The sequence below is a fragment of the Bradyrhizobium sp. 41S5 genome (assembly GCF_011516665.3).
Taxonomy (GTDB): Bacteria; Pseudomonadota; Alphaproteobacteria; order Rhizobiales; family Xanthobacteraceae; genus Bradyrhizobium; species Bradyrhizobium quebecense.
This window is the reverse complement of record NZ_CP083721.1, coordinates 8265308-8290102: the sequence shown is the minus strand read 5'-3', so window position 1 is coordinate 8290102 and position 24795 is coordinate 8265308. Positions and strand designations below refer to the sequence as shown.

22 protein-coding genes are annotated in these 24795 nt (G+C 64.8%); 11 read left to right on the top strand and 11 right to left on the bottom strand.

Annotated features, from left to right (window positions below; all coding sequences use genetic code 11):
- Positions 1 to 312: 312 nt before the first annotated feature.
- Positions 313 to 1569, bottom strand: coding sequence for an aspartate kinase (locus HAP47_RS39700; RefSeq protein ID WP_173640105.1), 1257 nt, complete (start codon positions 1567 to 1569; stop codon positions 313 to 315).
- A gap of 210 nt (positions 1570 to 1779) precedes the next feature.
- Between HAP47_RS39700 and HAP47_RS39695 the strand changes: the two genes are divergently transcribed.
- The 4 genes from HAP47_RS39695 to HAP47_RS39680 all read left to right on the top strand — a co-directional run bounded on the left by HAP47_RS39695 (position 1780) and on the right by HAP47_RS39680 (position 4713).
- Positions 1780 to 2247 (top strand): PH domain-containing protein, encoded by a 468-nt coding sequence (locus HAP47_RS39695; RefSeq protein WP_173640106.1) that lies wholly within the window; start codon positions 1780 to 1782, stop codon positions 2245 to 2247.
- A gap of 14 nt (positions 2248 to 2261) precedes the next feature.
- The gene (ubiG, locus tag HAP47_RS39690) at positions 2262 to 3014 is read left to right on the top strand and encodes a bifunctional 2-polyprenyl-6-hydroxyphenol methylase/3-demethylubiquinol 3-O-methyltransferase UbiG (RefSeq protein ID WP_173640107.1); all 753 of its coding nucleotides are present in this window, start codon (positions 2262 to 2264) and stop codon (positions 3012 to 3014) included.
- Between the two features lie 94 nt (positions 3015 to 3108).
- A complete protein-coding gene (locus HAP47_RS39685) occupies positions 3109 to 3390 on the top strand; it encodes a GIY-YIG nuclease family protein (RefSeq protein WP_173640108.1) in 282 nt (93 codons plus the stop codon).
- Between the two features lie 423 nt (positions 3391 to 3813).
- Positions 3814 to 4713 (top strand): DMT family transporter, encoded by a 900-nt coding sequence (locus HAP47_RS39680; protein WP_173640109.1) that lies wholly within the window; start codon positions 3814 to 3816, stop codon positions 4711 to 4713.
- Between the two features lie 2 nt (positions 4714 to 4715).
- On the opposite strand, the gene HAP47_RS39675 is transcribed toward HAP47_RS39680, so the two are convergent.
- The 5 genes from HAP47_RS39675 to HAP47_RS39655 are packed head-to-tail and all read right to left on the bottom strand — an operon-like array spanning position 4716 to position 7597.
- On the bottom strand, positions 4716 to 5144 hold the full coding sequence (locus tag HAP47_RS39675; RefSeq protein ID WP_173640110.1) for an EamA family transporter: 429 nt from the start codon (positions 5142 to 5144) through the stop codon (positions 4716 to 4718).
- Positions 5141 to 5611 carry a DUF1178 family protein gene (locus tag HAP47_RS39670; RefSeq protein WP_173640111.1) on the bottom strand — a complete coding sequence of 157 codons (471 nt, stop codon included), beginning with the start codon at positions 5609 to 5611 and terminating at the stop codon, positions 5141 to 5143. Before HAP47_RS39670 ends, HAP47_RS39675 begins: the two co-directional genes overlap by 4 nt.
- Positions 5608 to 6486, bottom strand: coding sequence for a carbon-nitrogen hydrolase family protein (locus HAP47_RS39665; RefSeq protein WP_173640112.1), 879 nt, complete (start codon positions 6484 to 6486; stop codon positions 5608 to 5610). Before HAP47_RS39665 ends, HAP47_RS39670 begins: the two co-directional genes overlap by 4 nt.
- Positions 6486 to 6758, bottom strand: a complete 273-nt coding sequence (gene grxC / locus HAP47_RS39660; protein WP_173640113.1) for a glutaredoxin 3 — start codon at positions 6756 to 6758, stop codon at positions 6486 to 6488. The genes HAP47_RS39665 and grxC overlap by 1 nt, the downstream gene beginning before the upstream one ends.
- 29 nt (positions 6759 to 6787) lie before the next feature.
- Positions 6788 to 7597, bottom strand: a complete 810-nt coding sequence (locus HAP47_RS39655) for a ComF family protein (RefSeq protein ID WP_173640114.1) — start codon at positions 7595 to 7597, stop codon at positions 6788 to 6790.
- 78 nt (positions 7598 to 7675) lie between these two features.
- Here HAP47_RS39655 and HAP47_RS39650 point away from each other — a divergent pair, with 78 nt between their 5' ends.
- Positions 7676 to 8518 (top strand): methyltransferase domain-containing protein, encoded by an 843-nt coding sequence (locus tag HAP47_RS39650; protein WP_173640115.1) that lies wholly within the window; start codon positions 7676 to 7678, stop codon positions 8516 to 8518.
- A 327-nt stretch (positions 8519 to 8845) separates the two neighbouring features.
- On the opposite strand, the gene HAP47_RS39645 is transcribed toward HAP47_RS39650, so the two are convergent.
- Entirely contained in the window at positions 8846 to 9256 is a 411-nt protein-coding gene (locus HAP47_RS39645) for a (deoxy)nucleoside triphosphate pyrophosphohydrolase (protein ID WP_173640116.1), read from the bottom strand.
- A 177-nt stretch (positions 9257 to 9433) separates the two neighbouring features.
- On the opposite strand from HAP47_RS39645, the gene HAP47_RS39640 reads away from it, so the two are divergent.
- Entirely contained in the window at positions 9434 to 10783 is a 1350-nt protein-coding gene (locus HAP47_RS39640; RefSeq protein ID WP_173640117.1) for a TadE/TadG family type IV pilus assembly protein, read from the top strand.
- A 170-nt stretch (positions 10784 to 10953) separates the two neighbouring features.
- On the opposite strand, the gene argJ is transcribed toward HAP47_RS39640, so the two are convergent.
- Together argJ and HAP47_RS39630 are read right to left on the bottom strand one after the other, a co-directional pair.
- Positions 10954 to 12195, bottom strand: a complete 1242-nt coding sequence (argJ, locus tag HAP47_RS39635) for a bifunctional glutamate N-acetyltransferase/amino-acid acetyltransferase ArgJ (RefSeq protein WP_173640118.1) — start codon at positions 12193 to 12195, stop codon at positions 10954 to 10956.
- A 352-nt stretch (positions 12196 to 12547) separates the two neighbouring features.
- The gene (locus HAP47_RS39630; RefSeq protein ID WP_176396250.1) at positions 12548 to 13486 is read right to left on the bottom strand and encodes a peptidylprolyl isomerase; all 939 of its coding nucleotides are present in this window, start codon (positions 13484 to 13486) and stop codon (positions 12548 to 12550) included.
- Between the two features lie 391 nt (positions 13487 to 13877).
- Here HAP47_RS39630 and secA point away from each other — a divergent pair, with 391 nt between their 5' ends.
- Positions 13878 to 16739, top strand: a complete 2862-nt coding sequence (secA, locus tag HAP47_RS39625) for a preprotein translocase subunit SecA (protein WP_173640119.1) — start codon at positions 13878 to 13880, stop codon at positions 16737 to 16739.
- A 57-nt stretch (positions 16740 to 16796) separates the two neighbouring features.
- On the opposite strand, the gene HAP47_RS39620 is transcribed toward secA, so the two are convergent.
- Positions 16797 to 17231, bottom strand: coding sequence for a VOC family protein (locus HAP47_RS39620; RefSeq protein WP_173640120.1), 435 nt, complete (start codon positions 17229 to 17231; stop codon positions 16797 to 16799).
- Positions 17232 to 17578: 347 nt separating this feature from the next.
- Here HAP47_RS39620 and HAP47_RS39615 point away from each other — a divergent pair, with 347 nt between their 5' ends.
- The gene (locus HAP47_RS39615) at positions 17579 to 20014 is read left to right on the top strand and encodes a hypothetical protein (RefSeq protein WP_173640121.1); all 2436 of its coding nucleotides are present in this window, start codon (positions 17579 to 17581) and stop codon (positions 20012 to 20014) included.
- 13 nt (positions 20015 to 20027) lie between these two features.
- On the opposite strand, the gene HAP47_RS39610 is transcribed toward HAP47_RS39615, so the two are convergent.
- The gene (locus HAP47_RS39610; RefSeq protein ID WP_038387042.1) at positions 20028 to 20471 is read right to left on the bottom strand and encodes a MarR family winged helix-turn-helix transcriptional regulator; all 444 of its coding nucleotides are present in this window, start codon (positions 20469 to 20471) and stop codon (positions 20028 to 20030) included.
- 178 nt (positions 20472 to 20649) lie between these two features.
- Between HAP47_RS39610 and HAP47_RS39605 the strand changes: the two genes are divergently transcribed.
- The 3 genes from HAP47_RS39605 (at position 20650) to HAP47_RS39595 (ending at position 24778) form a co-directional block, all read left to right on the top strand.
- Entirely contained in the window at positions 20650 to 21831 is a 1182-nt protein-coding gene (locus HAP47_RS39605) for a substrate-binding domain-containing protein (RefSeq protein WP_173640122.1), read from the top strand.
- A gap of 85 nt (positions 21832 to 21916) precedes the next feature.
- Positions 21917 to 23080 carry a substrate-binding domain-containing protein gene (locus tag HAP47_RS39600; protein WP_173640123.1) on the top strand — a complete coding sequence of 388 codons (1164 nt, stop codon included), beginning with the start codon at positions 21917 to 21919 and terminating at the stop codon, positions 23078 to 23080.
- Between the two features lie 183 nt (positions 23081 to 23263).
- A complete protein-coding gene (locus HAP47_RS39595; protein WP_173640124.1) occupies positions 23264 to 24778 on the top strand; it encodes an amidase in 1515 nt (504 codons plus the stop codon).
- Positions 24779 to 24795: the final 17 nt, after the last annotated feature.

The window sequence follows — 24795 nt, the reverse complement described above, 5'->3', positions numbered from 1 at the left end:
CACAACAATTTTAGTCATTCGGCGTCGCCGCTCGCGCCAGTTCCCGCCGATTCGGGATCGCACAAACTGTGCCACAGTTCGCGACAGCCCACCTGATTGGCCGTATAGCCAATCGAGGCTCGCTTTGCCAAGCAAAACGCCTGCCAGTAGCAAATAACGTCTGCGTCAGCCCGATGCTGCGCCCGCTAAGAGAAATTCTAACTCCGGGACGCCGGTACCGGAGGACGGCCTATTCCCTGAGAGGGGGCCAGGTCCATCCACTCGTCATTCCCCGGTGCCACGCAATTGCGCACCGGGAATGACGGGAGAAGCTTACGCCTGGTCCAGCCCGTACAGCGTGTGCAGCGTACGGACCGCGAGTTCGGTATAGGCGGCGTCGATCAGGACCGAGAACTTGATCTCGGAGGTGGTGATGGCGCGGATGTTGATGTTGCGATCGGCCAGCGCCTTGAACGCCTTCGCGGCGACGCCGGCATGGCTGCGCATGCCGCTGCCGATCACCGAGACCTTGGCGACATCGGTCGCGGTGTCGAGCCTGGCGTAGCCGATCTTGGCCTTGGCGGACGTAATGGTGTCCCTGGCGCGGTTGTAGTCGGTGGCCGGCACGGTGAAGGTGAGGTCGGTGGTCTTGCCGTCCTCCGACACGTTCTGCACGATCATGTCGACGTTGATGTTGGCATCCGCGAGCGGCCCGAAGATCGCAGCGGCGACGCCGGGCTTGTCCTCGATCTGGCGCACGGAAATCTGGGCTTCGTCCTTGGAGAAGGCGATGCCGGTGACGACGTGCATTTCCATGATTTCCTCCTCGCTGCAGATCAGCGTGCCCGGCGGCTGGTTGGCGTGCGGGTCGATATCCTCTGGCTTGTCGAAGCTGGAGCGTACGAAGATCGGCATGTTGTGCACCATGCCGAGTTCCACCGAGCGAACCTGCAGCACCTTGGCGCCCTGCGAGGCCAGCTCCAGCATGTCCTCGAATGCGATCTTGTCGAGCCGGCGGGCCTTCGGCACCACGCGCGGATCGGTGGTGTAGACGCCGTCGACATCGGTGTAGATGTCGCAGCGGTCGGCGCGCAGCGCGGCCGCGATCGCCACCGCCGAAGTGTCCGAACCGCCGCGGCCGAGCGTGGTGATGCGGCCGGTATCGGGATTGATGCCCTGGAAGCCGGCGATCACGGCGACTTCCTTGCGCTCCTTGAAGCGGGTGATGATCTCGGTGCCGTCGATATCGAGGATGCGCGCCGAGGCGTGCGCGTCCGAGGTCTTGATCGGGATCTGCCAGCCCTGCCAGGAGCGCGCCTGGATGCCGATGCCCTGCAGCACGATCGCGAGCAGGCCCGAAGTGACCTGTTCGCCGGAGGCGACCACCGCGTCATATTCGCGCGCGTCGTGCATCGGCGAGGCCTCGGTGCACCAGGCCACCAGTTCGTTGGTCTTGCCGGACATCGCGGAGACGACGACGGCGACCTCGTGGCCCGCGTCGACCTCGCGCTTCACGTGCTGGGCGACGTTGCGGATACGATCGATATTGGCGACGGACGTACCGCCGAATTTCATCACGAGGCGGCCCATGACGACGCGTCTATTCCTTTAAGAGGATAAGTAGGTTAACCCACGCCGAAAACCGCAAGCGCGGGCACCGAAACGCGCGTATACATAGCGCCGCGCCCGGGGGCAAGCCGGTTGGTAGGGGTCCCCCGAGGGTCTTTTGGGGTTGCCTTACCGGTTGCGGGCCGGCTGTGGCGCAAGGGTAACGCGGGGGCAACGCGAAGGCGGAATTGGATGGGACGCTACATCGACGAAATCCTGCAGCCTGGCGAGAAGGTGCTGTATTCCACCAATGCGCACTGGATGTTCTATCTGCCGGCGATCGCGGCCTGGATCCTGGTCCTGGCGCTCTTGATCCTGTCACGGATGACGATGGTCGAGGGCCTGGTGCTGGCCTGCCTTACGGCCGCCGCAGTGGTCGCGGTCGCGGCGCTGTACTGGACCGGCGCGGCCTGGTTCCATCGCTGGACTACCGAGACTGACGTGACCAATTTCCGCGTCGTGCACAAAACCGGCTTCATCAAGCGGCGCACCTTCGAGATGAGCCTCGACAAGGTCGAGAGCGTCGACGTCAACCAGAGCATCATGGGGCGCCTGCTCAATTATGGCGACGTCACCATCCGCGGCGTCGGCGAGGGCATCGAGACCATCAAGACCATCGCCTCGCCGCTGTCGTTTCGCAATTCGATCACCGCGCGATAGGGGCGCGCGCATTCATGACCATAACGCTTTCCAATTCCACCGCTGCCTCGGTCGATCCGGCCGAAATCGCGAAATTCTCAAAACTGTCGGATGAATGGTGGGATCCGCGCGGCAAGATGGCGCCGCTGCACAAGATCAATCCGCTGCGCCTGACCTATATCCGCGACGCCGCCTGCCGCAAGTTCGAGCGTAACGCCAAGAGCCTGAGCTGCCTGTCCGGCCTGCGGTTGCTCGACATCGGCTGCGGCGCCGGCCTGTTGTGCGAGCCGTTCACCCGGCTCGGGGCCCAGGTGATCGGGATCGATCCGTCCGCCACCAACATCGCAGCCGCGAAGCTGCATGCCGACAAGGCGCATCTGTCGATCGACTACCGCTGCACCACGGTGGAGGAGATGGACGCACGCGAGCGCTTCGACATCGTGCTGGCGATGGAGGTGGTCGAACACGTCGTCGACGTCGGCGCCTTCATCAAGCGCTGCGCTGTCATGCTCAAGCCCGGCGGGCTGATGGTGGTCTCGACCTTGAACCGCAACTGGAAGAGCTTTGCGCTGGCGATCGTCGGCGCCGAATACGTGCTGCGCTGGCTGCCGCGCGGCACCCACGAATGGAGCAAGTTCGTCACCCCCGCCGAGCTCGAGCGCTATCTCGGCGACGTCAATCTCACCGTCACCGAGCAGGCCGGCGTGGTCTACAACCCGCTCGCCGACAAATGGACCGTCTCGACCGACATGGACGTGAACTACATGGTGGTAGCGGAAGAGGTGTAGGCCGATCCGTATCCACACAACCGGTGTCGTCCCTGCGGACGCAGGGACCCATAACCACCGGCCCACATAACTGGGCGAGATCCGCGTTCCGAGCATGTACTATGTCTACATCCTCGCCAGCCAGCGCCATGGCACGCTGTATATCGGCGTGACGAATTCCGTTCACAAACGGCTGGATGAGCACAAGGCCGGCAAAGGCTCACTGTTCGTCAAGAGATATGGCGTCCATCGCCTCGTGCATGTCGAATCATATCAGCGCGCGGAGGAAGCCATCACGCGCGAGAAGCAGCTCAAGCGGTGGAAGCGCGACTGGAAGATCGAGCTGATCGAGCGCGATAATCCCGAGTGGCGGGACCTCAGTGACTTGCTTGCCTGACCGGTGTGCCACGAACCGCTCTCTGTGGTTATGGATCCCTGCTTCCGCAGGGACGACGGGGAGTTCGGGGGATCGGCTTGCCCCCTGCTAGCGGTTTATGGTCTGCAAAGTTAGCCCTGTTTTCGCGGATACATCCGGTGTCGTCCCTGCGAAAGCAGGGACCCATAACCACCGGCCGATATTGTTGAGCGCGATCTGAGTTCAGGACGTGTCCTGCTCCACACCTCGCCAGACCTAATCGGTGCCATGGCCCGTTCAACCATCATGCCCCAAACCTCCCGTGGTTATGGGTCCCTGCTTCCGCAGGGACGACACCGCGCTTGTGGACGTCGCGCAATCCAGTCATGCGCCGTTTCGATTGACCGAGTCGGCCGTAATCGGCACGCTGTGCGCGCACTCTCGCCCCCGGCGCACTCATCCCGCATGTTCACAATCGCCTCGCTCTGGATCCCCTTCACGATCGTCGCTGCGTTCGGCCAGGTGGCGCGCAATGCGATGCAGCGGCATCTGACTGGGCCGCTCGGGACCTGGGGCGCGACCAATATCCGCTTCCTGTTCGGCCTGCCGTTCGCGGTGGTGTTCTTCGCGCTGGCGGTGCTGCTGACCGGCGATCGCGTGCCGTGGCCGGCGGCGTCGTTCTGGCCGTGGCTGTTGTCCGGCGCGCTCAGCCAGATCGTCGGCACCGGCTTTATGCTGCTGGCGATGAACGACCGCTCCTTCGTGGTGACCACGGCCTATATGAAGACCGAGGCGATCCAGACCGCGATCTTCGGCTTCATCTTCCTCGGCGACCATCTCACGTCAGCCAAGGTGATCGCGATCGTGATCGCCACGATCGGCGTCGTCGTCACCGCGCTCAGGCCCGGCGGCTCGAGGAGCTTTGCCGATCTGCGGCCGACCGTGCTCGGCCTCGGCGCCGCCGCGGTGTTCGCGATTTCGGCGGTGAGCTTTCGCGGCGCGATCATTGCCGTGCCCGGCGTCTCGTTTGTGACGGCGGCCTCCTACACGCTGATGTGGAGCCTGTTCGTCCAGACGTTGATCCTGTCGGTCTATCTGTTGCTGCGCGCGCCCGACGTGCTGCGAAAAATCCTTGGCCTGTGGCGGCCGTCGATGTTCGCGGGCTTCATGGGTGCGTTCTCCTCGCAGTTCTGGTTCCTGGCGTTCGCGCTCACCGCCGCCGCCAACGTGCGCACGCTGGCGCTGATCGAGGTCCTGTTCGCGCAGGGCGTGGCGTATTTCTCGCTCAAGCAGCCGTTCTCGCTGCGTGAGGTTTTGGGCATCGTCCTGATCGTGATCGGCGTCGCGCTGCTGATCGCCGCGTAAGATTACCCCTTCACCGCGATCAGCACCGCGCCGGCCGAGATCAGCGCGATCCCGATCCAGCCATAGGCCGAGGGGCGCTCGCCGAGGAACACGGCGCCGAACAGCGCCACCAGTACCACGCTGAGCTTGTCGATCGGCGCGACAAGTGTGGCGGGGCCGAGCTTCAGCGCGCGGAAATAGCAGATCCACGACGCGCCGGTGCCGAGCCCGGACAGCAGCAGGAACAGCCAGCTCTTGCCCGAGATCGGGCCGGCCTGGGTGAATTGCCCGGTCGCGAACAGGATGGCGGACAGCGTGATCAGCACGACTACGGTGCGGATCAGGGTGGCCAGATCGGAGTTGATGCCCTCGACGCCGACCTTGGCGAAGATCGCGGTCAGCGCGGCGAAAATAGCCGAAAGGAACGCCCAGACCTGCCAGGTCGCGGTCAATTCCGGTCTTCCGGCAGCGTCGGCAGTGGCGAGACCTCGACGCCTTCGTCGATCAGCGCGCGCGCTTCCTCGGGAGAGGCCTCGCCATAGATCGGCCGGTGCTCGATATCGCCGTAATGCATCTTGCGCGCCTCGTTCGGGAAGCGGTCGCCGACATTGTCGGCGTTCTTCACGATGTGGTCGCGCAGTTCCTTCAGCTTGCTGCGCAGCTCGCGCTCCTGCGCCATCATCAGCGACGTCGATTCGGCAGGCGTCGCCTCGACCGGGGCGGCCGGCACCGGCTGAGCCGGTTCGCGGCCCTTCTTGCTGACGATTTGCGGCGCCATGATCGCGCGCTCGATCTTGTCAGAGCCGCAGGACGGGCAATCGATAAGGTGACGTCTCTCCTGCGATTCATAGGCCGACGAGCTCTGGAACCAGCTCTCGAACTGATGGCCGCGCTCGCAGCGCAGCGTGTAGCGGATCATGCCGAACCCCGGACGAGGTGCAGATGCTCCGGGCCGGCCTTGGGGTCGGCGATGCCGAAACGCCTGCCGTGCTGAAGTGAAGGGATGGTCTTGCGCGCGGTCTCGACCTTGGCGGGATCGATCTCGGCCAGGAACACGCCGGGCTCGACGCCGCCCTCGGCGAGGATCTCGCCCCAGGGGTCGATGATCAGCGAATGCCCGAAGGTCTCGCGCTTGTTCTCGTGCAGGCCGGCCTGCGCCGCTGCGAACACGAAGCAGCCGGTCTCGATGGCGCGGGCGCGCAGCAAAGTGTGCCAATGCGCTTCGCCGGTCTTGCGGGTGAAGGCGGAGGGGACGGTGAGGAACGACGCGCCGGCCTCGGCAAGCGCGCGATACAGCGCCGGGAAGCGCACGTCGTAGCAGATCGTCAGTCCGATCCGGCCCCAGGGCAGGTCGGAGATCACGGCGGTCTCGCCGGGCTGGTAGTTGGCCGATTCGCGATAGCTCTCGCCACCCGGCAGATCGATGTCGAACATGTGGATCTTGTCGTAGCTCGCGAGCACATTGCCCTCGGGCCCGATCAGGAACGAGCGGTTGACCGCTTTCTCCGGCGAGTAGCGCAGCGCCAGCGACCCGATATGCAGATGGATCTTCAGTTCGGCGGCCAGCGCGCGATAGGCCTGCAGCGATTTGTCGTCCTCTTCGCTCGCCAGGTGCTCGAACAGCGCCTTGCGGTTCAACTGCATCATGTTGCTGACTTCGGGGGTCAGCACGTATTTGGCGCCCTGCGCCGCAGCTTCGCGGATCAGCCGCGTGCCCTGCTCGAGGCTCGGCTCGGGCAGCAATCCGGTGCGCATCTGCACCATGGCGGCGGTGAAAATGTTGTCCGTGCTCATCAGGCGCCGCCTCCGTTGCTGATCAGGCCGTCGAGCTTGCCCTCGCGATCGAGCGCGTAGAGCTCGTCGCAGCCGCCGACATGGGTCTTGCCGATGAAGATCTGCGGGAACGTCGACCCGGTGCCGGCGCGATCGTACATCTCGTCGCGATAGGACGGGTTGCTGGCGACGCTCAGTTCGGTGAAAGCGGCGTTCTTGCGCATCAAAAGCGATTTGGCCGCGGTGCAATAACCGCAGCCCGGGCGGGTGTAGATTTCGATGGCAGCGGTCATGGTGTGCTCGGTTGAACCTGAATGACAGATTATATGGGAGCGCGGTGGGTATCGACAACCCGGGCAAACACCAGCACATCGACCTGCGCGGCTTTGGCGCGCAACAGCGCCCGTGCGCAGGCATCCACTGTGGCGCCCGAGGTCAGGACGTCGTCGACCAGGATCACGCGGCGGCCCTGGATGTCAGCCTTGCGTTCATCGGCGACCCCGAATGCGCCCTGCACATTGCTGGTGCGGTCCTTGCGAGACAACCCGATCTGCTGCTCGGTGGCGCGGGTGCGCCGCAGCGCTTCGGAGACCATTTTGACGCCGCTCTGGCGCGCGATCACCTTGGCGAGTGCGCCGGACTGGTTGTAGCGCCGGCTCCAGCCGCGCCGCCAGTGCAGCGGAACCGGCACCAGCATGTCGGCATCCTCCAGCAATTCCTTTCCCGCCCGTGCCATCCAGCGGCCCATTGTCGGCGCCAGATCGGTGCGATCCTGATATTTCAATGCGTGCACCAGGGTGCGCGCGACGTCGTCATAGCGCACCGCGGCGCGGGCGCGCTGGTAGGCGGGCGGATTGGCGATCGCCTCCATCGACAGCAGCTCGGGTCCGGGATCGTAGACAAAGGGAACGCCGAGCCGCGGGCAGAACGGCGGCGCGATGAACGACAATTTGGCCCAGCAGGCCGCGCAGACGCCCTCACCATCGACCGGCTCGCGGCACGACACGCACAGCGTCGGCAGCGCGATGTCGAGCGCCAGCCGTGCGGTGCGCAGCCACGCCCCGCCGACCGCGCCGAGCGCACGCTGGATGTGACCGGAAATGGAGCGTGTCGGTGATGCCTCGGCGTCCATGGCTGATGAGGCTAGCGTTTGAGCCGCACGGGCTCAAGGCGCATTGCCTGCGGCGGCGGTCCGGCGTAACCAGCGCGGATGGCACCGACCCCGGCTACGGCTCCCATCCTGTTCGATCGCGCATTGCTCGGTGCGCGGCTGGCGCGCGCGCGGCGCGAGGGGCCGGCGACGTTTCTGCTCGAGCGTGCCACCGAGGACATGGCGGACCGGTTGCAGGCGGTATCGCGCAGCTTTTCGGCGGCGGCCGATGTCTGGACGCCGGGTGACGGGATTGCGGAAGTCCTGCGCGGGCGTGTCGCATCGGTCGATGCGATTGATTTCAGCGAGCCGGAATCGCTCGGCGTGCCGCCGGAGTCGCTCGATCTCGCGGTCTCCGCGCTGGCGTTCCAGTTCGTCAACGATTTGCCGGGCGTGCTGGCGCAGATCCGCCGGGCGCTGAAGGGCGACGGTCTGCTGCTTGCGGCGATGCTCGGCGGCGACACGCTGACCGAGCTCAGGCAAAGCTTTGCCGCGGCGGAGGCGGAGTGCGAGGGCGGGGTGTCGCCGCGCGTCGCGCCATTCGCCGATCTGCGCGATATCGGCGCGCTGTTGCAGCGGGCAGGCTTCGCGCTGCCGGTGACCGACGTCGACCGCGTCGTGGTGCGCTACGCCAGCGCGTTCGCATTGATGGCCGATCTCAGGCGCATGGGCGCGACCAATGTGCTGCGCGAGCGCCGCCACACCCCGACCCGCCGCGCCACCATGCTGCGGATGGCGCAAATCTACGGCGAACGTTTCGCCGATTCCGACGGCCGCATCCGCGCCACCTTCGACATCGTCTGGCTGTCCGGCTGGGCCCCGCACGAAAGCCAGCCGAAGCCGCTGCGGCCCGGCTCGGCGAAAGCGAGTTTGGAGGCGGCAGTGAAGCAGGTGAAGCGTTGAGCGGTTAGGAGCGCACAATGCCAGGGCTCCCTCTCCCCTTGCGGGAGAGGGTTGGGGAGAGGCGTGGCGTCATCGGGACTGTCGCCGCATGGATGCGCGGGACAAGCCCGGCATGACGGCGGTGACAAGGTCTGCTCACGCCATGTGCGATAGTCTCGCGGGCGAGGGGGCGTGTGCACGATTTCTGAATATTGGAATAGTGCCGGTGAGTTGCCCGACGTGTCAAGTCGCCTGGTCGAACCCGACCGCCGCCGGCACCTTTGCATGAGGTTGTTTTCGATATTTTGGGTAGCCGCGCCTCCCTCGCAAGCGGGAAGGCGAAGAAGGTCACAGCAACAGATCCATCAGATGCGGCAGCAGCGGAATATCCGCCGGCGGCATCGGGTAGTCGCGCAGCTTGCCGGCGCGGACCCAGGCCAGGTTCTGGCCCTCGCGCGCCACCGCGATGCCCTCCCAGCGCCGGCAGATGTAGAGCGGCATCAGCAGATGGAAGGTCTCGTAGGCATGGCTGGCGAAGGTCAGCGGTGCGAGGCACGGCTCGCTCACGGTGATGCCGATCTCCTCGTGCAACTCGCGGATCAGGGTCTGTTCCGGCCGCTCGCCGGGCTCGATCTTGCCGCCGGGGAATTCCCACAGCCCCGCCAACGCCTTGCCTTCGGGACGCTGCGCCAGCAGCACGCGCTTGTCGGCATCGACCAGCGCGCAGGCGACGACGAGGGTCAGCTTGATGTCAGCCATGCTGCACGAATGTTCCTTCTTGTCTTGCAAGCTTTCATTAACCAGCAACGCGCCGTCAGCCAAACGATTTGTGCCTGCGCGCTTTTTCTGCATTCGCGATAAGTCGGCCTTAATGTGCAGCCGGCAGGGTGAAGGTCCTGATTTATCAGCCCATCATTTTCTCTGCCGATATAACCCATGCGCACCTTGCTCCGGACCGTCAGCCGTTTCCGCCGCGACCGCTCGGGCAACATCGCGATGATCTTCGGCCTGTCCCTGCTCCCGCTCCTGGTCGCGGTCGGATGCGCGGTCGACTATTCCCGCGCCAACCAGATCCGCAGCAAGCTGATATCCGCCGCCGACGCGGCGAGCGTCGGATCGGTCGCCAAGGCATCGCCCGGCTTCATCGCGGCCGGCGCCATGACGTCGGACGGCGAGATTTCGGCCGGCGAGGCCGACGCGAGGAAGATCTTCAACGGCAACGTCTTCAACCAGAACGGCTTCACGCTGACCAGCGTGACGCCGACCATGACCAAGAGCGGCGGCACCATCACCTCGACGGTGCAGTTCACCGCAGATGTCCCGACCATGTTCCTCGGCGTGCTGGGGCGGAGCAAGGTGAGCGTGTCGGGCACCTCGACCTCGACCGCGAACATGCCGCTCTATATCGATTTCTATCTGCTGCTCGACAATTCGCCGTCGATGGGAGTCGGCGCCACGCCGACGGACGTCGCCAAGCTGGTCACGGCCACCACCGGCAACAGCTTCAAACCGAACGACCAGTGCGCCTTCGCCTGCCACGACTACAACGACCCCAACAACTACTACAATTTGGCGAAATCGCTTGGCGTCACGACGCGGATCGACGTGCTTCGCAGCGCGACCCAGCAATTGATGGACACCGCGGCGGCGACCCAGACCTATTCGAGCCAGTTCCGCATGGCGATCTATGACTTCGGCGCGTCCTCGAAGACCTATGGCCTGCGAAGTCTGTTCTCGCTGTCATCAAGCCTGTCGAGCGCGAAGTCGGCGGCCGGCAACATCGATCTGATGGGCGTCTACGGCAACAACGATGCCTACACCGCGGACAAGGACAGCCAGTTCACCACGATTTTCCCCCAGATCAACAACGTGATCGCAAACCCGGGCGCCGGCACATCGTCGGCGCCGCTCAAATATCTGTTCTTCGTATCCGACGGGGTCGCGGACGAGCCGAACTCAAGCTGCCTGAAGCCGATCACCGGCAGCAATCGCTGCCAGTCGCCGATCAATCCGGCGCTCTGCGATGCGATCAAGAAGCGCAACATCAAGATCGCGGTGCTCTACACCACCTATCTGCAACTGCCGACCAACAACTGGTACATGACCTGGATCGATCCGTTCAATCAGGGCCCGTTCGGCCCGTCGCCGAACAGCCAGATCGCGCAGAACATGCAGGCCTGCGCGTCGCCGGGCTTCTATTTCGAAGTCAGCCCGACGCAAGGCATCGCGGACGCGATGAACGCGCTGTTCAAGAAGGCGGTCGCCGACGCGCGGATCTCGAGCTGACGCTCTCTCGCCGTCACCCTGAGGAGGCCGCGTAGCGGCCGTCTCGAAGGGTCGACGGCCCGACCCTCTCCATGCGGCACGATCGGGGCCGTGCATCCTTCGAGGCTCGCCCAGCGGCGCAATTGCGCCGCAAGGCTCGCACCTCAGGATGACGGGTAAGGAGGTGAACCTTACGACCGGTAATCGCCGTTGATTGCGACGTATTCCTTGGTGAGATCGCAGGTCAGCACCCGGTCTCTCGCCTTGCCGAGGCCGAGCGCGACCTTGATCTGGATCTTCGGCGCTTTCATCGCCTCCGACACTTCTTTCTCATTGTAGGACGGATCGCGCGCGCCGCTCTTGGCGACGCGGATGCCGTTGAAGGAGATCGAGAGCTTGTCGCGGTTGGCGGGCTCGCCGGCCTTGCCGACCGCCATCACCACGCGGCCCCAATTAGCGTCCTCGCCGGCGATCGCGGTCTTCACCAGCGGCGAATTGGCGATCGACATTGCGATCTTGCGCGCCGACGGCTTTGTCGTCGCGCCCTCGACCACGACCTCGACCAGCTTGCGCGCGCCTTCGCCGTCGCGCGCCACCTGCTCGGACAAATTGGCGAGGATCTGCTGGAACGCCTTGGTGAAGGCCTTCAGGCGCGGGTCGCTGGCGCGCGAAATCTTCGGCGCGCCGTTGGCTGCAGCAGCACCGGTCGCAAACGCGAGCAGCGTGTCGGACGTCGAGGTGTCGCCGTCGATGGTCAGCGCATTGAAGGTGTCCTCGACACCTGTCTTGAGCAGGGATTGCAGCACGGACGCCGACAGCGGCGCGTCGGTGAAGACGAAGGACAGCATGGTCGCCATGTCGGGCATGATCATGCCGGCGCCCTTGGCCATGCCGTTGATCGTCACCTTGGCCTTGCCGAGCTTGACGGTCGCGGTGGCGACCTTCGGGAAGGTATCGGTGGTCATGATCGCCCTGGCCGCATCCATCCACAGATCGGGGGTCGCGGTCTCCGCGAGCTGCGCCAGCACGCCGTCGAACTTGGTGGCGTCGAGCGGTTCGCCGATCACGCCGGTGGAGGCAAGGAAGACGTCCGCCGTCGAACAGCCGACCGCTTTCGCCGCGATCTGCGCGGTCAGCGTGGTGGACGCCTTGCCGGTCTTGCCGGTGAAGGCGTTGGCGTTGCCGGAATTGACCACCAGGGCGCGCGCAGCCCCGCCCTTCAGCTTGGCGCGGCACCACTCGACCGGCGCCGACGGGCATTTCGACTTGGTGAAGACGCCGGCCACCGTGGTGCCCTTGTCCAGCAGCGCGAGCAGCACGTCGGTGCGGCCCTTGTAGCGGATGCCGGCGGCAGCGGTCGCAAGCCGCACACCCGCGATCACGGGCATCTCGGGAACGTCAGGCGGGGCGAGGGGGGAGACGGCGGTGGACATGGGAGGCTTCCGGCTGCGGGGAGGGAAGCGCTGCATATCATCTCGCCGGCTGAAGCGGGAGAGGGCTCGGGCGCCAACGTGGTGTCATCAATTGTTCAAGAACGTGGTCCGGGCCGCCTCTAACCTCCCCTTGAAAAGGGGAGGTCGCTTTGCTCGAAGAGCAAAGCGGGTGGGGATTCGCTCTCTCCGCACACAGTGTCGCTTGCGGCTGACCCCCATCCCGACCTTCCCCCGTTCAGGGGGAAGGAGGAGGGTTCGCAACCCGTTGGCTGCATCGGGCTACGAGGGCATTTCGAAACGCAAATGGCCGGGACATGCCCGGCCATCGCAACTGCAACAACGTTCGCGAATCTTACTTCTTCGCCGGCGCCATCTTGTTGTCGGCGGGCTTCGGCGCGTCCTTGGCGGCATCCGCCGGCGCGGTCGCGTCCTTGGCCGTTTCGGCCGGCTTGTCCAGGCGCTCGACCTTGGCGGCCTCGCGCAGCTTGGCGACATAATCGGCCTGCGCCTTACGGGTCACATAGGTCTCGATCTGGGCCTTCACCTGCTCGAAGTCGGGCGCCTTGCGGTTGCGCTTTTCCTCGACCTTGATGATGTGCCAGCCGAACTGCGACTTGACCGGATCGGAGATCTTGCCCGGCTCGAGCGTGAAGGCGACCGCGGAGAATTCCGGCACCATCTGCTCCTTGGTGAAGAAGCCGAGGTCGCCGCCGTCGGAGGCGCCGGGATCCTTGGACTTCTTCTTGGCGAGCTCGGCGAAGTCCGCGCCCTTGTCGAGCTCGGCCTTGATCGCCTTGGCCTCATCCTCGGTCTCGACCAGGATGTGGCGGGCGCGCACCTCCTGCTCGCCGGTGATCTGCTTGGAGGCCTCTTCATAGACCTTCTTCATGGCGTCGTCGGTGGTCGCGGCCTTGCCCTCGCTGGCAAGCAGGCTGTCCATCAACAGGCGGTTGCGGGTGAAGGCGAGCCGCTTCTTGAAGTCGTCGTTGTTCTCGATCTTCTTGTCCTCGGCGGCCTTGGACACGATCTTCATGTCGATCAGGAAGGACAGCACGTTGTCCTTCTTGGTCGCGGGGTCCATCTGCGCCAGGCTCGGGCCGAGTTCCTCCTCGGCGAGCGCGACGTCGCTGGCATGGATCTCGGAACCGTTCACCTTCGCCAGCACCGGGTCGGATTCCGCGGCGCGGACCGGGAGGCCGGCAGCCAGCACTGCGACAAGACAGCCCGTGGCGGCCAGGGTGGCGAGGCCGAGGCGCAGGCCGGTTTTGGTTTCCGGAGGCGAGGTGGTCATGCAAAATCCTTGGTCTAAAGGGGGGAAGCTCGAGCGGGGCGGACACTCGCCCAATCGTGTTACATTGGCAACGCGAAAGTCTTGTCAAAATGATGAATTCCTTGACATCTTGGCGGCGTTGACAACCCCCCGACCGGGCCATATCTCTGGCCGACCGTATCAGTGGTGAGAGCGCTTATTTTGCTGCGTTTTTCGCCGTTGAACCCAGGATGGCCTGTTTCCCACTCAATTGGCGGAGGAGCTCCGGGTCGGGGCTCGAACCGCAGCGCGTCACGGTGAGTTGATAGGCAATCCGGCGGGCCATCTCAGGCTGTATCCCAAGACTGAAATTCAAGACTGAAATTCAAGACTGAACCAGACCGAACTCGAGACCGAAGAACAGGAATTTCGCATGATCGGCGCGCTCGCCCGCAAGTTTTTCGGCTCCGCCAACGACCGCCGGGTCAAGGGGTATCAGTCCCGCGTCAGCGCCATCAACGCCCTGGAGCCCGACCTCGTCAAACTGACGGACGACCAGCTCAAGGCCCGTACCGCCGAGTTCAAGCAGCAGCTCGCCAGCGGCAAGACGCTCGACGACCTCCTGGTTCCGGCCTTCGCGACGGTGCGCGAGGCGGCCAAGCGGACGCTCGGCCAGCGCCATTTCGACGTCCAGCTGATCGGCGGCATGGTGCTGCACGAGGGCGACATCGCCGAGATGAAGACCGGCGAGGGCAAGACGCTGGTCGCGACGCTCGCGGTCTACCTCAACGCGCTCGCCGGCAAGGGCGTCCACGTCGTCACCGTCAACGACTACCTCGCCCGCCGCGACTCCGGCTGGATGGGCCAGATCTATTCGTTCCTGGGGCTGACCACCGGCGTGATCGTGCACGGCCTCGACGACGCCGAGCGCAAGGCCGCCTATGCCTGCGACATCACCTACGGCACCAACAACGAATACGGCTTCGACTATCTGCGCGACAACATGAAGTACCGCCTGGAGGACATGGTCCAGCGCGAGCATTTCTACGCGATCGTCGACGAAGTGGACTCCATCCTGATCGACGAAGCGCGCACGCCGCTGATCATCTCCGGCCCGCTCGACGACCGTTCGGATTTCTACAACACCATCGACACCTTCATGCCGAAGCTCGTCAAGAAGGACGACTACGAGGTCGACGAGAAGCAGCGCACGGTGACGCTGACCGAAGGCGGCATGGAGAAGCTGGAGAACCTGCTGCGCGACGCCGGCCAGCTCAAGGGCGAGTCGCTGTACGACGTCGAGAACGTCTCCGTCGTGCATCACGTCAACCAGGCGCTGCGCGCGCACACGCTGTTCACGCGCGACAAGGATTACATCGTCCGCGACGACGAGGTCATCATCATCGACGAATTCACCGGACGCATGATGCAGGGCCGGCGCTATTCGGAAGGCCTGCACCAGGCGCTGGAAGCCAAGGAGCACGTCACGGTCCAGCCCGAGAACCAGACGCTGGCCTCGATCACCTTCCAGAACTATTTCCGGATGTACCAGAAGCTGTCCGGCATGACCGGCACGGCGCTGACCGAAGCCGACGAACTGTTCGACATCTACAAGCTCGAGGTCGTGGAGATCCCGACCAACCTGCCGGTGGCGCGTCTCGACGAGGACGACGAGGTCTACCGCACCCAGAACGAGAAATACGCCGCGATCCTTGCCGAGATCGAGCGCGCCAACAAGCGGCTGCAGCCGGTGCTGGTCGGCACGGCCTCGATCGAGAAATCGGAAGTGCTGGCCGAGTACCTCAAGAAGCACGGCTACAAGCAGATCGATTTCGGCTCCGAGTCCGGCATGGACAAACTTTATGCGGCGGCCCGCGCGGGCAAGCCGGCGAAGCTGTTCGCGGTGCTGAATGCGCGCTTCCACGAGCAGGAAGCCTATATCGTCGCCGAAGCCGGCGTGCCGGGCGCGATCACGATCGCGACCAACATGGCCGGCCGCGGTACCGACATCAAGCTCGGCGGCTCGCTCGAGATGCGGATCCAGGAGACCGCTGCGATCACCGACGAGGCCGAGAAGGCCAGGAAGATCGAGCTGATCAAGGCCGACATCGAGCGCTTCCGCGAACTCGTGCTGAAGGCGGAAGAGGATTTCGAGGTCGAGCCCGCCAAAGGCAACAAACCCGCCAAGACGGTGAAGAAGCCGGGCGGCCTCTACATCATCGGCTCCGAGCGCCACGAATCCCGCCGCATCGACAACCAGCTGCGCGGCCGTTCCGGCCGTCAGGGCGACCCGGGCCGCTCGAAATTCTTCCTGTCGCTGGAAGACGATCTGATGCGCATCTTCGGCTCCGACCGGCTCGACAGCATGCTGCAGCGGCTCGGCCTGCAGGAAGGCGAAGCCATCATCCACCCCTGGATCAACAAGGCGCTGGAGAAGGCCCAGCAGAAGGTCGAGGCGCGCAACTTCGACATCCGCAAGAACCTCTTGAAGTTCGACAACGTCCAGAACGACCAGCGCAAGGTGATCTTCGACCAGCGCATCGACCTGATGAAGGAGGACAGCGTCGTCGAGACCGTGACCGACATGCGCCACGCCTTCGTCGAGGACGTGGTCGCCAAGCACATCCCCGAGCACGCCTATGCCGAGCAGTGGGACACCGCTGGCCTCAAGGAAGAGTTGAAGCGCGTGCTCGACGTTGACCTGCCGGTCGACGAATGGGCCAAGGAAGAGGGCATCGCCGACGAGGAGCTGCTGACGCGCATCGAGAATCACGTCGACGAGCGCATGGCGGCGAAGGTCGCGCAGTGGGGCCCCGACGTGATGCGTTACGTCGAGAAGACGATCCTGTTGCAGACGCTCGACCATCTCTGGCGCGAGCACCTGATCATGCTCGACCATCTGCGCCAGGTGATCGGCCTGCGCGGCTACGGCCAGCGCGATCCGTTGCAGGAGTACAAGACCGAGGCCTTCAATCTCTTCCAGGAGATGAGCGCGCATCTGCGAGAGGCCGTCACCGCGCAGCTGATGCGGGTCGAGATCGTGCCGCCGGAGGAGCCGCCGATGCCGCTGCCGCCGATGGAGGCGCACAAGCTCGATCCCAACACCGGCGAGGACGAGTTCGCCCAGGCCCGCCTGACCGAGGCCACCTACGCCCAGGCCTCGCTGGCGCCGGGGATGCCGGCCGCCGACCGCAATCCGAATGACCCGGCAAGCTGGGGCAAGGTCGGCCGCAACGAGGACTGCCCCTGCGGATCAGGCAAGAAGTACAAGCACTGCCACGGCCGCTACGCGTAAGCCGTCGCAAGCCCTGACGCGGCGGGCGCCTGGACCGCCGTCGAAGCTGCATCGCGGTCAGCCGGCGAACGCCTTGTCGAGATCGGCGATGATGATCTTCTGCATCTTCAGCATCGCCTGCATCGCGCGATCGGCCGCCTTGCGGTCGGGATCGCCGAGATAGCGGCTCAGCGCCGTCGGGATTACCTGCCAGGACAGGCCGAAGCGGTCCTTGAGCCAGCCGCAGCGCGATTCCTGGCCGCCGTCGGTGAGCTTCTCCCAGAAGTAATCCACCTGCTCCTGGGTCTCGACGCTGAGGAAGAACGACACCGCCTCGTTGAACTTGTGCTGCGGTCCGCCATTGAGCGCGTAGAACCGCTGCCCCTCGAGCTCGAAACTCGCCATGAAATCGCTGACGGTCTCGATCTCGGCGTTCGGAAACACCGATTTGTAGAAGGCGACGGCGTCGCGGACGTTGTTGTCGAGCCAGAGGAACGGCGTGATCGAAGTCATGACGGGGGAATCCTTGTGATCGATGAGGAGGATGAGCCGGAACCGCGCGCAGTGTTAGCGCATCCGGAGGACGAGCCCGCGTCCGGCACTCCGACATGTTGCCCGGACTTTTTGTTGGAGCTCCCGGCAGGCTGTCCGTCGGCGAGGCGGTATTTTCGCGATTTTGGGTTCCCTGGTAACCCCGCGCTAAGCCCGCCGACGGTCCGGCCACTACCCAAAGTCGGAGTTGGCTCATCCAATCAATCACTTGTTAGTGCTCTGTGCTTCAATATTGCTGGGCGCGTTGGGCGAGCCGCCAACCGCATCAAAGCGTCTCTTTGATCAAGGCTCGATCAGGAGGCCGCGCCTTGCAGACCGCGACGACGATGCCCGGCCGCTACTATCCGGCGATCTTCGTGCTGGCGTCGGCCACGCTGGCCTATCAGATCCTCATCACCCGCTTCTTCAGCGTGATGGTGCATTACCATTTCGCTTTCGGGGCCATCGCCCTCGCGATGTTCGGGCTGACGCGCGGTGCAATGAAGGTTTATGAGGATTCCGCCCGTTATGCGCCGGAGCGTGTGGCGCCGGAATTTGCCCGTCACGCCGCGCGGTTCGCACTCAGCGGCGTCGCTGTCATGTGCGCCTTTTTGTATGCGCCGCTGGTCGTGCCCGACGCATATGCCATGTCCGCGCTCGCCGTGGTGGCGCTGGCTTTCACCATTCCGTTTGCCGAGGGCGGCATCTGCATCACGATTCTCCTGACCCGGCTGCCCTATGTCGGAGGCTGGCTCTACGCTGCCGATCTGGTCGGCGCCGCGGTTGGATGCCTCGGCATCATCTTCGTGCTGCTGGTGATCGATCCGGTCAGCGCGACGCTGTGGATCGGCGCCTGCGCCGCGGCCGTCGGCTGGTTCGTGGTCGGTCACGGCGAAGGCCGAAGCGCTGTGCGCCTGAGCCGCAACAGTGCGCTTGGTCTCGCCGCGCTCGCCGCGGTTCACACCGCGCTTGCCGCAACCGGCAGCAGCCATCTTGGCGTGATCTGGGCCAAGGGCACCCCGCAGACCGGAACGTTGTTCGAGCGCTGGAACACCTATTCGCGCATCCGCGTGACCGATCTCGGGCTCACCATTCCGTTCGGCTGGTCCTTCTCGCGCACCCCGGATAGCAGAATCGAGCAGCTCTATCTCGACATCGATGCCGACGCGGCGACGCCGATCACCCGCTTCTCCGGCGATTTGACGAAGGTTTCCTATCTCAAGGACGACGTCATCAACGCGCCCTATCTGGTGCAGCAACGGCCGGGCGACGTGGCCGTGGTCGGTGTCGGCGGCGGCCGCGACATCCTCTCCGGCCTCTATTTCGGCGCGCAGCGAATTCACGGCATCGAAATCAATCCCGCGATCTTCGAGGTGCTGACCGACAAGTTCGCCGATTATTCGGGCCATCTCCATCACCAGCCCGGCGTGTCGCTGGTCAATGCCGAAGCGCGCAGTTACATCAACCACTCGCCCGATCGCTACGACCTGATCCAGATCTCGCTGATCGACACCTGGGCCGCCACCGCAGCCGGCGGGCTGACGCTGACCGAGAACAGGCTCTACACCGTGGAGGCGTGGGACGATTTCTTCCGCGCATTGAAGCCGGGCGGCATGCTCTCGGTGTCGCGCTGGTACGAACCGAAGGTCTATCGCGGCGAGTTCTATCGCCTGATTGCGATCGCGGCCGAGGCGCTGCAGCATCAGGGCGTGCCGATGACCGAACTGTCGCAGCATGTGATTGCGGCGAATGTCGGCAGCGTCGTCACGGTCATGACCCGGCCCGAGGCGTTCACGGCGGTGCAATGGCGGGGCGCGCGCGACCGATTGGAAGCACAGGGATTCAAGCTGCTGCTCGGGCCGGATATCGTCTATGACAGTGTCACCTCGACCCTTCTATCGGGCAAGGCCGACCAGAGCTTCCTTGATTCATTACCGGAAAACATCGCGGCCTCGACCGACGACAAGCCATTCTTCTTCTATACCGCGCGACTTGCCGATCTGTTCCTCAAGAACGGCTTCGAGGCGCAGAACAACGCAGCGCTCGGCATCATCAAGTGGGTGCTCGTCTTCCAACTCGGCATCTGCATCTACTACATCGGAATTCCCTTCGCGCGCCTGATGCGGCGGATGCCGGCGGCCACACTGGTGCCGCCGGTTTCCTATTTCGCCGCGATCGGCATGGGCTTCATGCTGATCGAGATTTCGCAGATGCAACGGCTGATGGTGTTCCTCGGCCACCCGGTCTACGGGCTCAGCGTCGTGCTGTTCACGATCCTGCTGTTCGGCGGTATCGGCAGCGCCACGGTGGGTGCCGCGCCTTCGCGGCCGGCCACGTTGATCGCTCGCCTCGTGACGCTGGGCGCAACGCTGGTGGCCGCAGGCCTGCTGACGCCCGCCGTCACCGCTTGGGCGCGCTCCGCGCCGACCGACATCCGCATCCTCGTGTCGGTCGCGCTGCTGGCCCCGCCGGCTTTCTGCATGGGCATGATGTTCCCGCTGGGCCTCGGCATCTGGCGGCGGCATGACGGGCTGCTGCCTTTCTTCTGGAGCACCAACGGCATCACCTCGATGCTTGCTTCCGTGCTCGGCATGGCGCTGTCGATCCAGTTCGGCATCACCACGACGTTCACACTCGGCGTCTGCTGCTACGCGGTGTGCGCGATCATGATCGTCGGCAACCGGCTGGCCCATCCGGTCGCTGATTCCGCCCTCAAGCCGGTGCGGCCGGCCGGACTGATGGCGCAGGACGAGGTGGCGTCGTAGCGGAGCTGTTGCCTCAGTTCGCGCTGCCGATCAGGCTTTCCAGCAACCGCTTGAGCTCGGTGGTCGACTTGTCGCCGTAGCTCTCGACGATGTGCTCTTCCTGGCTCACCGCCAGCGAGTTCAGCCGGCGGCACAGCGCCTTGCCGCGGTCGGAGACGAACATCAGCACCTTGCGGCGGTCCTTCGGATCCTGCACGCGATAGACCAGCGCGTCCGACACCATGCGGTCGATCATCTTCGTCAGCGTCGGATGGTTGAGCAGCACAGCATCCGCAAGCTCGCCCATCGAGTGGCCGTTGCCGTCGGACAGCACTTTGAGGATGCGCCACTGCTCGACCGGCACGCCTTCCTTGGCCAGCCGCGTCTCCAACTGCCGGTTGATCTCCCGGTTGGCTTGCGCGAGCAGGTAGGTGAGGTGTTCGGTGATCGGGGAATTTTCTTTCGGCGGTTTAGCCACGGCGTGAGACCTGGTTCCTGACCCGGTGAATGAATGTCCGGCAACTCATGCCATTTCTATATGCACTTCAATTGTTGAATATTCAATATTTTCCCCTAGGATATTCCCCCAACCAAGGGGCGGATGCCGCAACCGCCCGCTGGCTGCGTTGCGTCTTGCTTCCCAGACAGGAGTTGGCGTGCTCTCGACGGTCTCTTTCCAGGCGCATGGCGGCTTGCCCGTCGCGCCGCCGCACCTGTTTCGAAGCCCGTCGTCCAGCGCGGCCGATCTCGCTTTGACCGTCAAGCCGGGCTCCTCGCGCCGTGGCGGCACCGACGGCAAGCTTAGGATCGGCAATTTCATCACCTTCTCCGGCGCGCCCGGAATCTGGGGGCCGATCTCGGCCAACAGCGTCATGCTGGCTGTCGCCGAGATCAACCGGCAGGGTGGCATCCGCGGCCGCGAGGTCGAATTGTCGATGTACGACGCCGGCGGCCCGATCGAGGAGGTGGTGCGCCGCGCCGAGCGGGCGATCGCCTTCGACGAGATCGACGTCATCATGGGCTCGCATATCAGTGCGGTCCGCCTTGCGCTGCGCAAGGTCACGGCCGGCCGCGTCCCCTATGTCTACACGCCGGTCTATGAAGGCGGCGAGCGGACGCCGGGCGTAATGGCGATCGGCGAGACGCCGCGCGCCGAAAGCCGCCCGGCGATCCACTGGCTCACCGAGGTCAAGAAGGCGCAGCGCTGGTATTTGATCGGCAGCGACTATGTCTGGCCCTGGCAATCGCATCGCGCGGTGAAGCGCTACGTCAAGGAGGCCGGCGGCCAGGTGGTTGGCGAGGAATTCGTCCCGCTCGGCGAGGACGATCACGGGCCGCATCTGGCGCGGATTCGCGCAGCCCGGCCCGATGTCGTGCTGATCACCCTGATCGGGACCGACAGCATCACCTTCAACCGCGCCTTCGCCGACGCAGGACTCGCCGCCACCACGCTGCGCTATGCCGGCGCGATGGACGAGACCGTGCTGCTCGGCATCGGGCCGGACGCGACCGAGAACCTGTTCTGCGCCTCCGGCTATTTCGGCTGCGTCGATTCGCGCGCCAATGACGAGTTCCAGATCAGCTACCGCGCGATGTTCGGGGCGCACGCGCCGCCGATCGGCTCGGTCGGGCAGTCCAACTATGAGGGGATGCGCTTCCTCGAAGCGGCGGCCAACCGCGCGCGCTCGCTGTCGACGGGGCCGTTGTCCGCCGCGGCGCGCAACCTCGTCTACAGCGGCGCCCGCGGCACTGTGACCATTCGCGACGGCCGTGCCGAAATGCCGATCTATCTTGCCGAGGCCGACGGTCTCGACTTCAATGTGATCAAGACGATCTAGCGTGGCACCGTCGCCCGTGAGGGCGAGGCCGTGAGCGGCGTGCGGGTGCCGGACAGGAGCAGGTGTGCATTCGACGCCCAACGTCATGGCAAGAAACCTCCCGTTCCCGCCAACCCTGCTGTTCAGGAACCTGGCGTCGGCGGCGTCGGATCGCCTGCTTGCGCCGATGGATCGTGGCGGTTTCGGTCCGCGTGGCGCACGCAACCGGCTGCGGATCGGCGGCTTCGTCTGTTGTTCCGGTTCGCCCGGGATGTGGGGACCCGCAACGACCTCGACCGCGCAGCTCGCCGTTGCGGAAATCAACCGGCGCGGCGGCATCCTCGGCCGCGAGATCGAGTTCGCGGTCTACGACGCCGGCGGCCCGATCGACGAGGTGGTCGACCGCGCCGAGCAGGCGATCGCCTCCGACGAGGTCGATCTCATCATGGGCATGCACACCAGCGCGGTGCGTGTCGCGCTGCGTCACCTCATCACCCGCAGCAAGATTCCCTACATCTACACGCCGGTCTATGAAGGCGGCGAGCGGACGCCGGGCGTCATTGCGATCGGCGAGACGCCGCGTTGGCAGAACCGGCCGTCGATCCACTGGCTGGCCGAGGCGAAGCGCGCCAGGCGCTGGTACCTGATCGGCAGCGACTATGTCTGGCCATGGCAGTCGCACCGCGCGGTGAAGCGCTACATCAAGGAGACCGGGGGCCTCGTGGTCGGCGAGGAGTTCGTGCCGGTCGGCGAGGACGATCACGAGGCGCATCTGGAGCGGATCCGTGCGGCGAAGCCCGATGTCGTGCTGATCTCGCTGATCGGCACCGACGGCGTGACCTTCAACCGCGCCTTTGCCGAGGCTGGGCTCGCCGCCACCACGTTGCGCTTTGCCGGCTGTTTCGACGAAACGGCGCTGCTCGGCATCGGCGCCGACAAAACCGAGAACCTGTTCTGCGCCTCCGGCTATTTCCCGTCGGTCGGCTCGCAGGCCGGCGACGATTTCAGGGACCGCTATCGCACGATGTTCGGTCCGTTCGCGCCGCCGGTCGGATCGTGCGGCGAGTCCGCCTATGAAGGCTTCTGCCTGTTGGAGGCTGCCGCCAACCGCGCTGGCACGCTGGACATGCGCCCGCTGCTCGCGGCGGCCGACAACCTCGTCTATCGCGGCCCGCGCGGTCCGGTCACGGTGCGCAATGGCCACGCCAGGATGCCGATGTATCTGGCCGAGGCCGATGGCCTCGACTTCAGGGTGATCAAGGCGATCTGACGCCGGATGCGACAGCCTGCCTACCCGATCCATGAAATAATACTTGAAAAGGAAAATATTTCCGTTTTCAATACAACATCGGGGTGAGCGGTTCGCGCGGGGCAAACGCGCCGCCGCTGCTTCGTGCCCAAGGAATCCGATCCAGGAATCAAGTCCAAAGATCAAAAGCTTCAGGAGAGCGCCGTGACCGTCGTCCTTCCCACCCCAACGCAACTTCGTGCCGTCGCCGAGCAGTGCGGCCTGTCCCTGACCGATGAGGACGTGGCCTCGTTCCGCGGCCTGATGCAGGGCTCGGTCGATGCCTACAACCTCGTCGCCCAGATGCCGGACGAATTGCCCGAAGTGAAATATCCGCGCACGCCCGGCCATCGTCCGGCACCGGAGGACAACAAGCACAACGCCTGGTACGTCAAGTCGACGGTGAAGGGCGCGGCCTCCGGCAAGCTCAAGGGCAAGACGGTGGCGCTGAAGGACAACATCATGCTGGCCGGCGTGCCCATGACCAACGGCTCGTCGACGCTGGAAGGCTATATGCCCGATTTCGACGCCACCATCGTCACGCGCATGCTGGATGCCGGCGCCGAGATTGCTGGCAAGACGCACTGCGAGCATTTCTGTCTGTCCGGCGGCAGCCACACCGGCTCCTACGGGCCGGTGCACAATCCGCACAAGATGGGTTATTCGGCCGGCGGCTCGTCGTCGGGCTCCGGCGTCGTGGTCGCGCTCGGCGAGGTCGACATGGCGATCGGCGGCGACCAGGGCGGCTCGATCCGCATGCCGTCCTCGTTCTGCGGCACCTACGGCATGAAGCCGACCTGGGGCCTCGTGCCCTACACCGGCATCATGCCGATCGAGATCTTTGTCGACCACACCGGCCCGATGACCGCGACCGTGGAAGACAACGCGCTGCTGCTGGAAGTGCTGGCCGGCGACGACGGCTACGATCCGCGTATCAAGGCGCCGAAGGTCGACGACTACACCAAGGCGCTCGGCAAAGGCGTCAAGGGCATGAAGATCGGCATCGTCAAGGAAGGTTTTGAGCAGCCGACCGCGGAGGCCGCTGTGAACGAGAGCGTGCGCGAGGCGGCCAAGCGCTTCAAGGATCTCGGCGCCAGCGTCGAGACAGTGTCGATCCCGATGCACATGCTCGGCGGCGCGATCTGGACTCCGATCGGCACCGAAGGCCTGACCCAGACCATGATGTTCGGCGACGGCTACGGCCTCAGCCGCGGCGACCTCTATTCGACCTCGCTGATGGATTTCCACCGCGGCTGGCGCCGTCAGGCGGATTCGCTGTCCGAGACTACGAAGCTGTTCATGATGCTCGGCACCTACATCAACAACACCTTCGGTCCGCGCTTCTACGGCAAGGCGCTCAACATCTCGCGGCGGCTCGCTGCAGCGTACGACAAGGCCTTCAAGGACTACGACCTCTTGCTGATGCCGACCACGCCGATGAAGGCGACGAAATTGCCCGAGGCTAATGCCAGCCGCGAGGAGTATGTCGCCCGCGCACTGGAAATGATCTCCAACACCGCGCCGTTCGACATCACCCATCACCCGGCGATGTCGCTGCCCTGCGGCATGGTCGACGGGCTGCCGGTCGGCCTGATGCTGGTCGGCCGGATGTTCGAGGAATCCACCATCTACCGTGCCGCGCACGCTTTCGAGCAGGCCGGCGACTGGAAGAAGATGTGAGGCGCCGCTTGTCGCAG

Excerpts from the sequence above, each read along its gene's own strand:
- secA (WP_173640119.1), top strand. The coding sequence starts at position 13,878 with ATGATCGGCGCGCTCGCCCGCAAGTTTTTCGGCTCCGCCAACGACCGC.
- HAP47_RS39665 (WP_173640112.1), bottom strand. The coding sequence starts at position 6,486 with ATGAGCACGGACAACATTTTCACCGCCGCCATGGTGCAGATGCGCACC.
- HAP47_RS39670 (WP_173640111.1), bottom strand. The coding sequence starts at position 5,611 with ATGATCCGCTACACGCTGCGCTGCGAGCGCGGCCATCAGTTCGAGAGC.
- HAP47_RS39640 (WP_173640117.1), top strand. The coding sequence starts at position 9,434 with ATGCGCACCTTGCTCCGGACCGTCAGCCGTTTCCGCCGCGACCGCTCG.
- HAP47_RS39700 (WP_173640105.1), bottom strand. The coding sequence starts at position 1,569 with ATGGGCCGCCTCGTGATGAAATTCGGCGGTACGTCCGTCGCCAATATC.
- argJ (WP_173640118.1), bottom strand. The coding sequence starts at position 12,195 with ATGTCCACCGCCGTCTCCCCCCTCGCCCCGCCTGACGTTCCCGAGATG.
- grxC (WP_173640113.1), bottom strand. The coding sequence starts at position 6,758 with ATGACCGCTGCCATCGAAATCTACACCCGCCCGGGCTGCGGTTATTGC.
- HAP47_RS39680 (WP_173640109.1), top strand. The coding sequence starts at position 3,814 with ATGTTCACAATCGCCTCGCTCTGGATCCCCTTCACGATCGTCGCTGCG.
- HAP47_RS39685 (WP_173640108.1), top strand. The coding sequence starts at position 3,109 with ATGTACTATGTCTACATCCTCGCCAGCCAGCGCCATGGCACGCTGTAT.
- ubiG (WP_173640107.1), top strand. The coding sequence starts at position 2,262 with ATGACCATAACGCTTTCCAATTCCACCGCTGCCTCGGTCGATCCGGCC.
- HAP47_RS39620 (WP_173640120.1), bottom strand. The coding sequence starts at position 17,231 with ATGACTTCGATCACGCCGTTCCTCTGGCTCGACAACAACGTCCGCGAC.
- HAP47_RS39600 (WP_173640123.1), top strand. The coding sequence starts at position 21,917 with ATGGCAAGAAACCTCCCGTTCCCGCCAACCCTGCTGTTCAGGAACCTG.
- HAP47_RS39630 (WP_176396250.1), bottom strand. The coding sequence starts at position 13,486 with ATGACCACCTCGCCTCCGGAAACCAAAACCGGCCTGCGCCTCGGCCTC.
- HAP47_RS39695 (WP_173640106.1), top strand. The coding sequence starts at position 1,780 with ATGGGACGCTACATCGACGAAATCCTGCAGCCTGGCGAGAAGGTGCTG.
- HAP47_RS39655 (WP_173640114.1), bottom strand. The coding sequence starts at position 7,597 with ATGGACGCCGAGGCATCACCGACACGCTCCATTTCCGGTCACATCCAG.
- HAP47_RS39650 (WP_173640115.1), top strand. The coding sequence starts at position 7,676 with ATGGCACCGACCCCGGCTACGGCTCCCATCCTGTTCGATCGCGCATTG.
- HAP47_RS39645 (WP_173640116.1), bottom strand. The coding sequence starts at position 9,256 with ATGGCTGACATCAAGCTGACCCTCGTCGTCGCCTGCGCGCTGGTCGAT.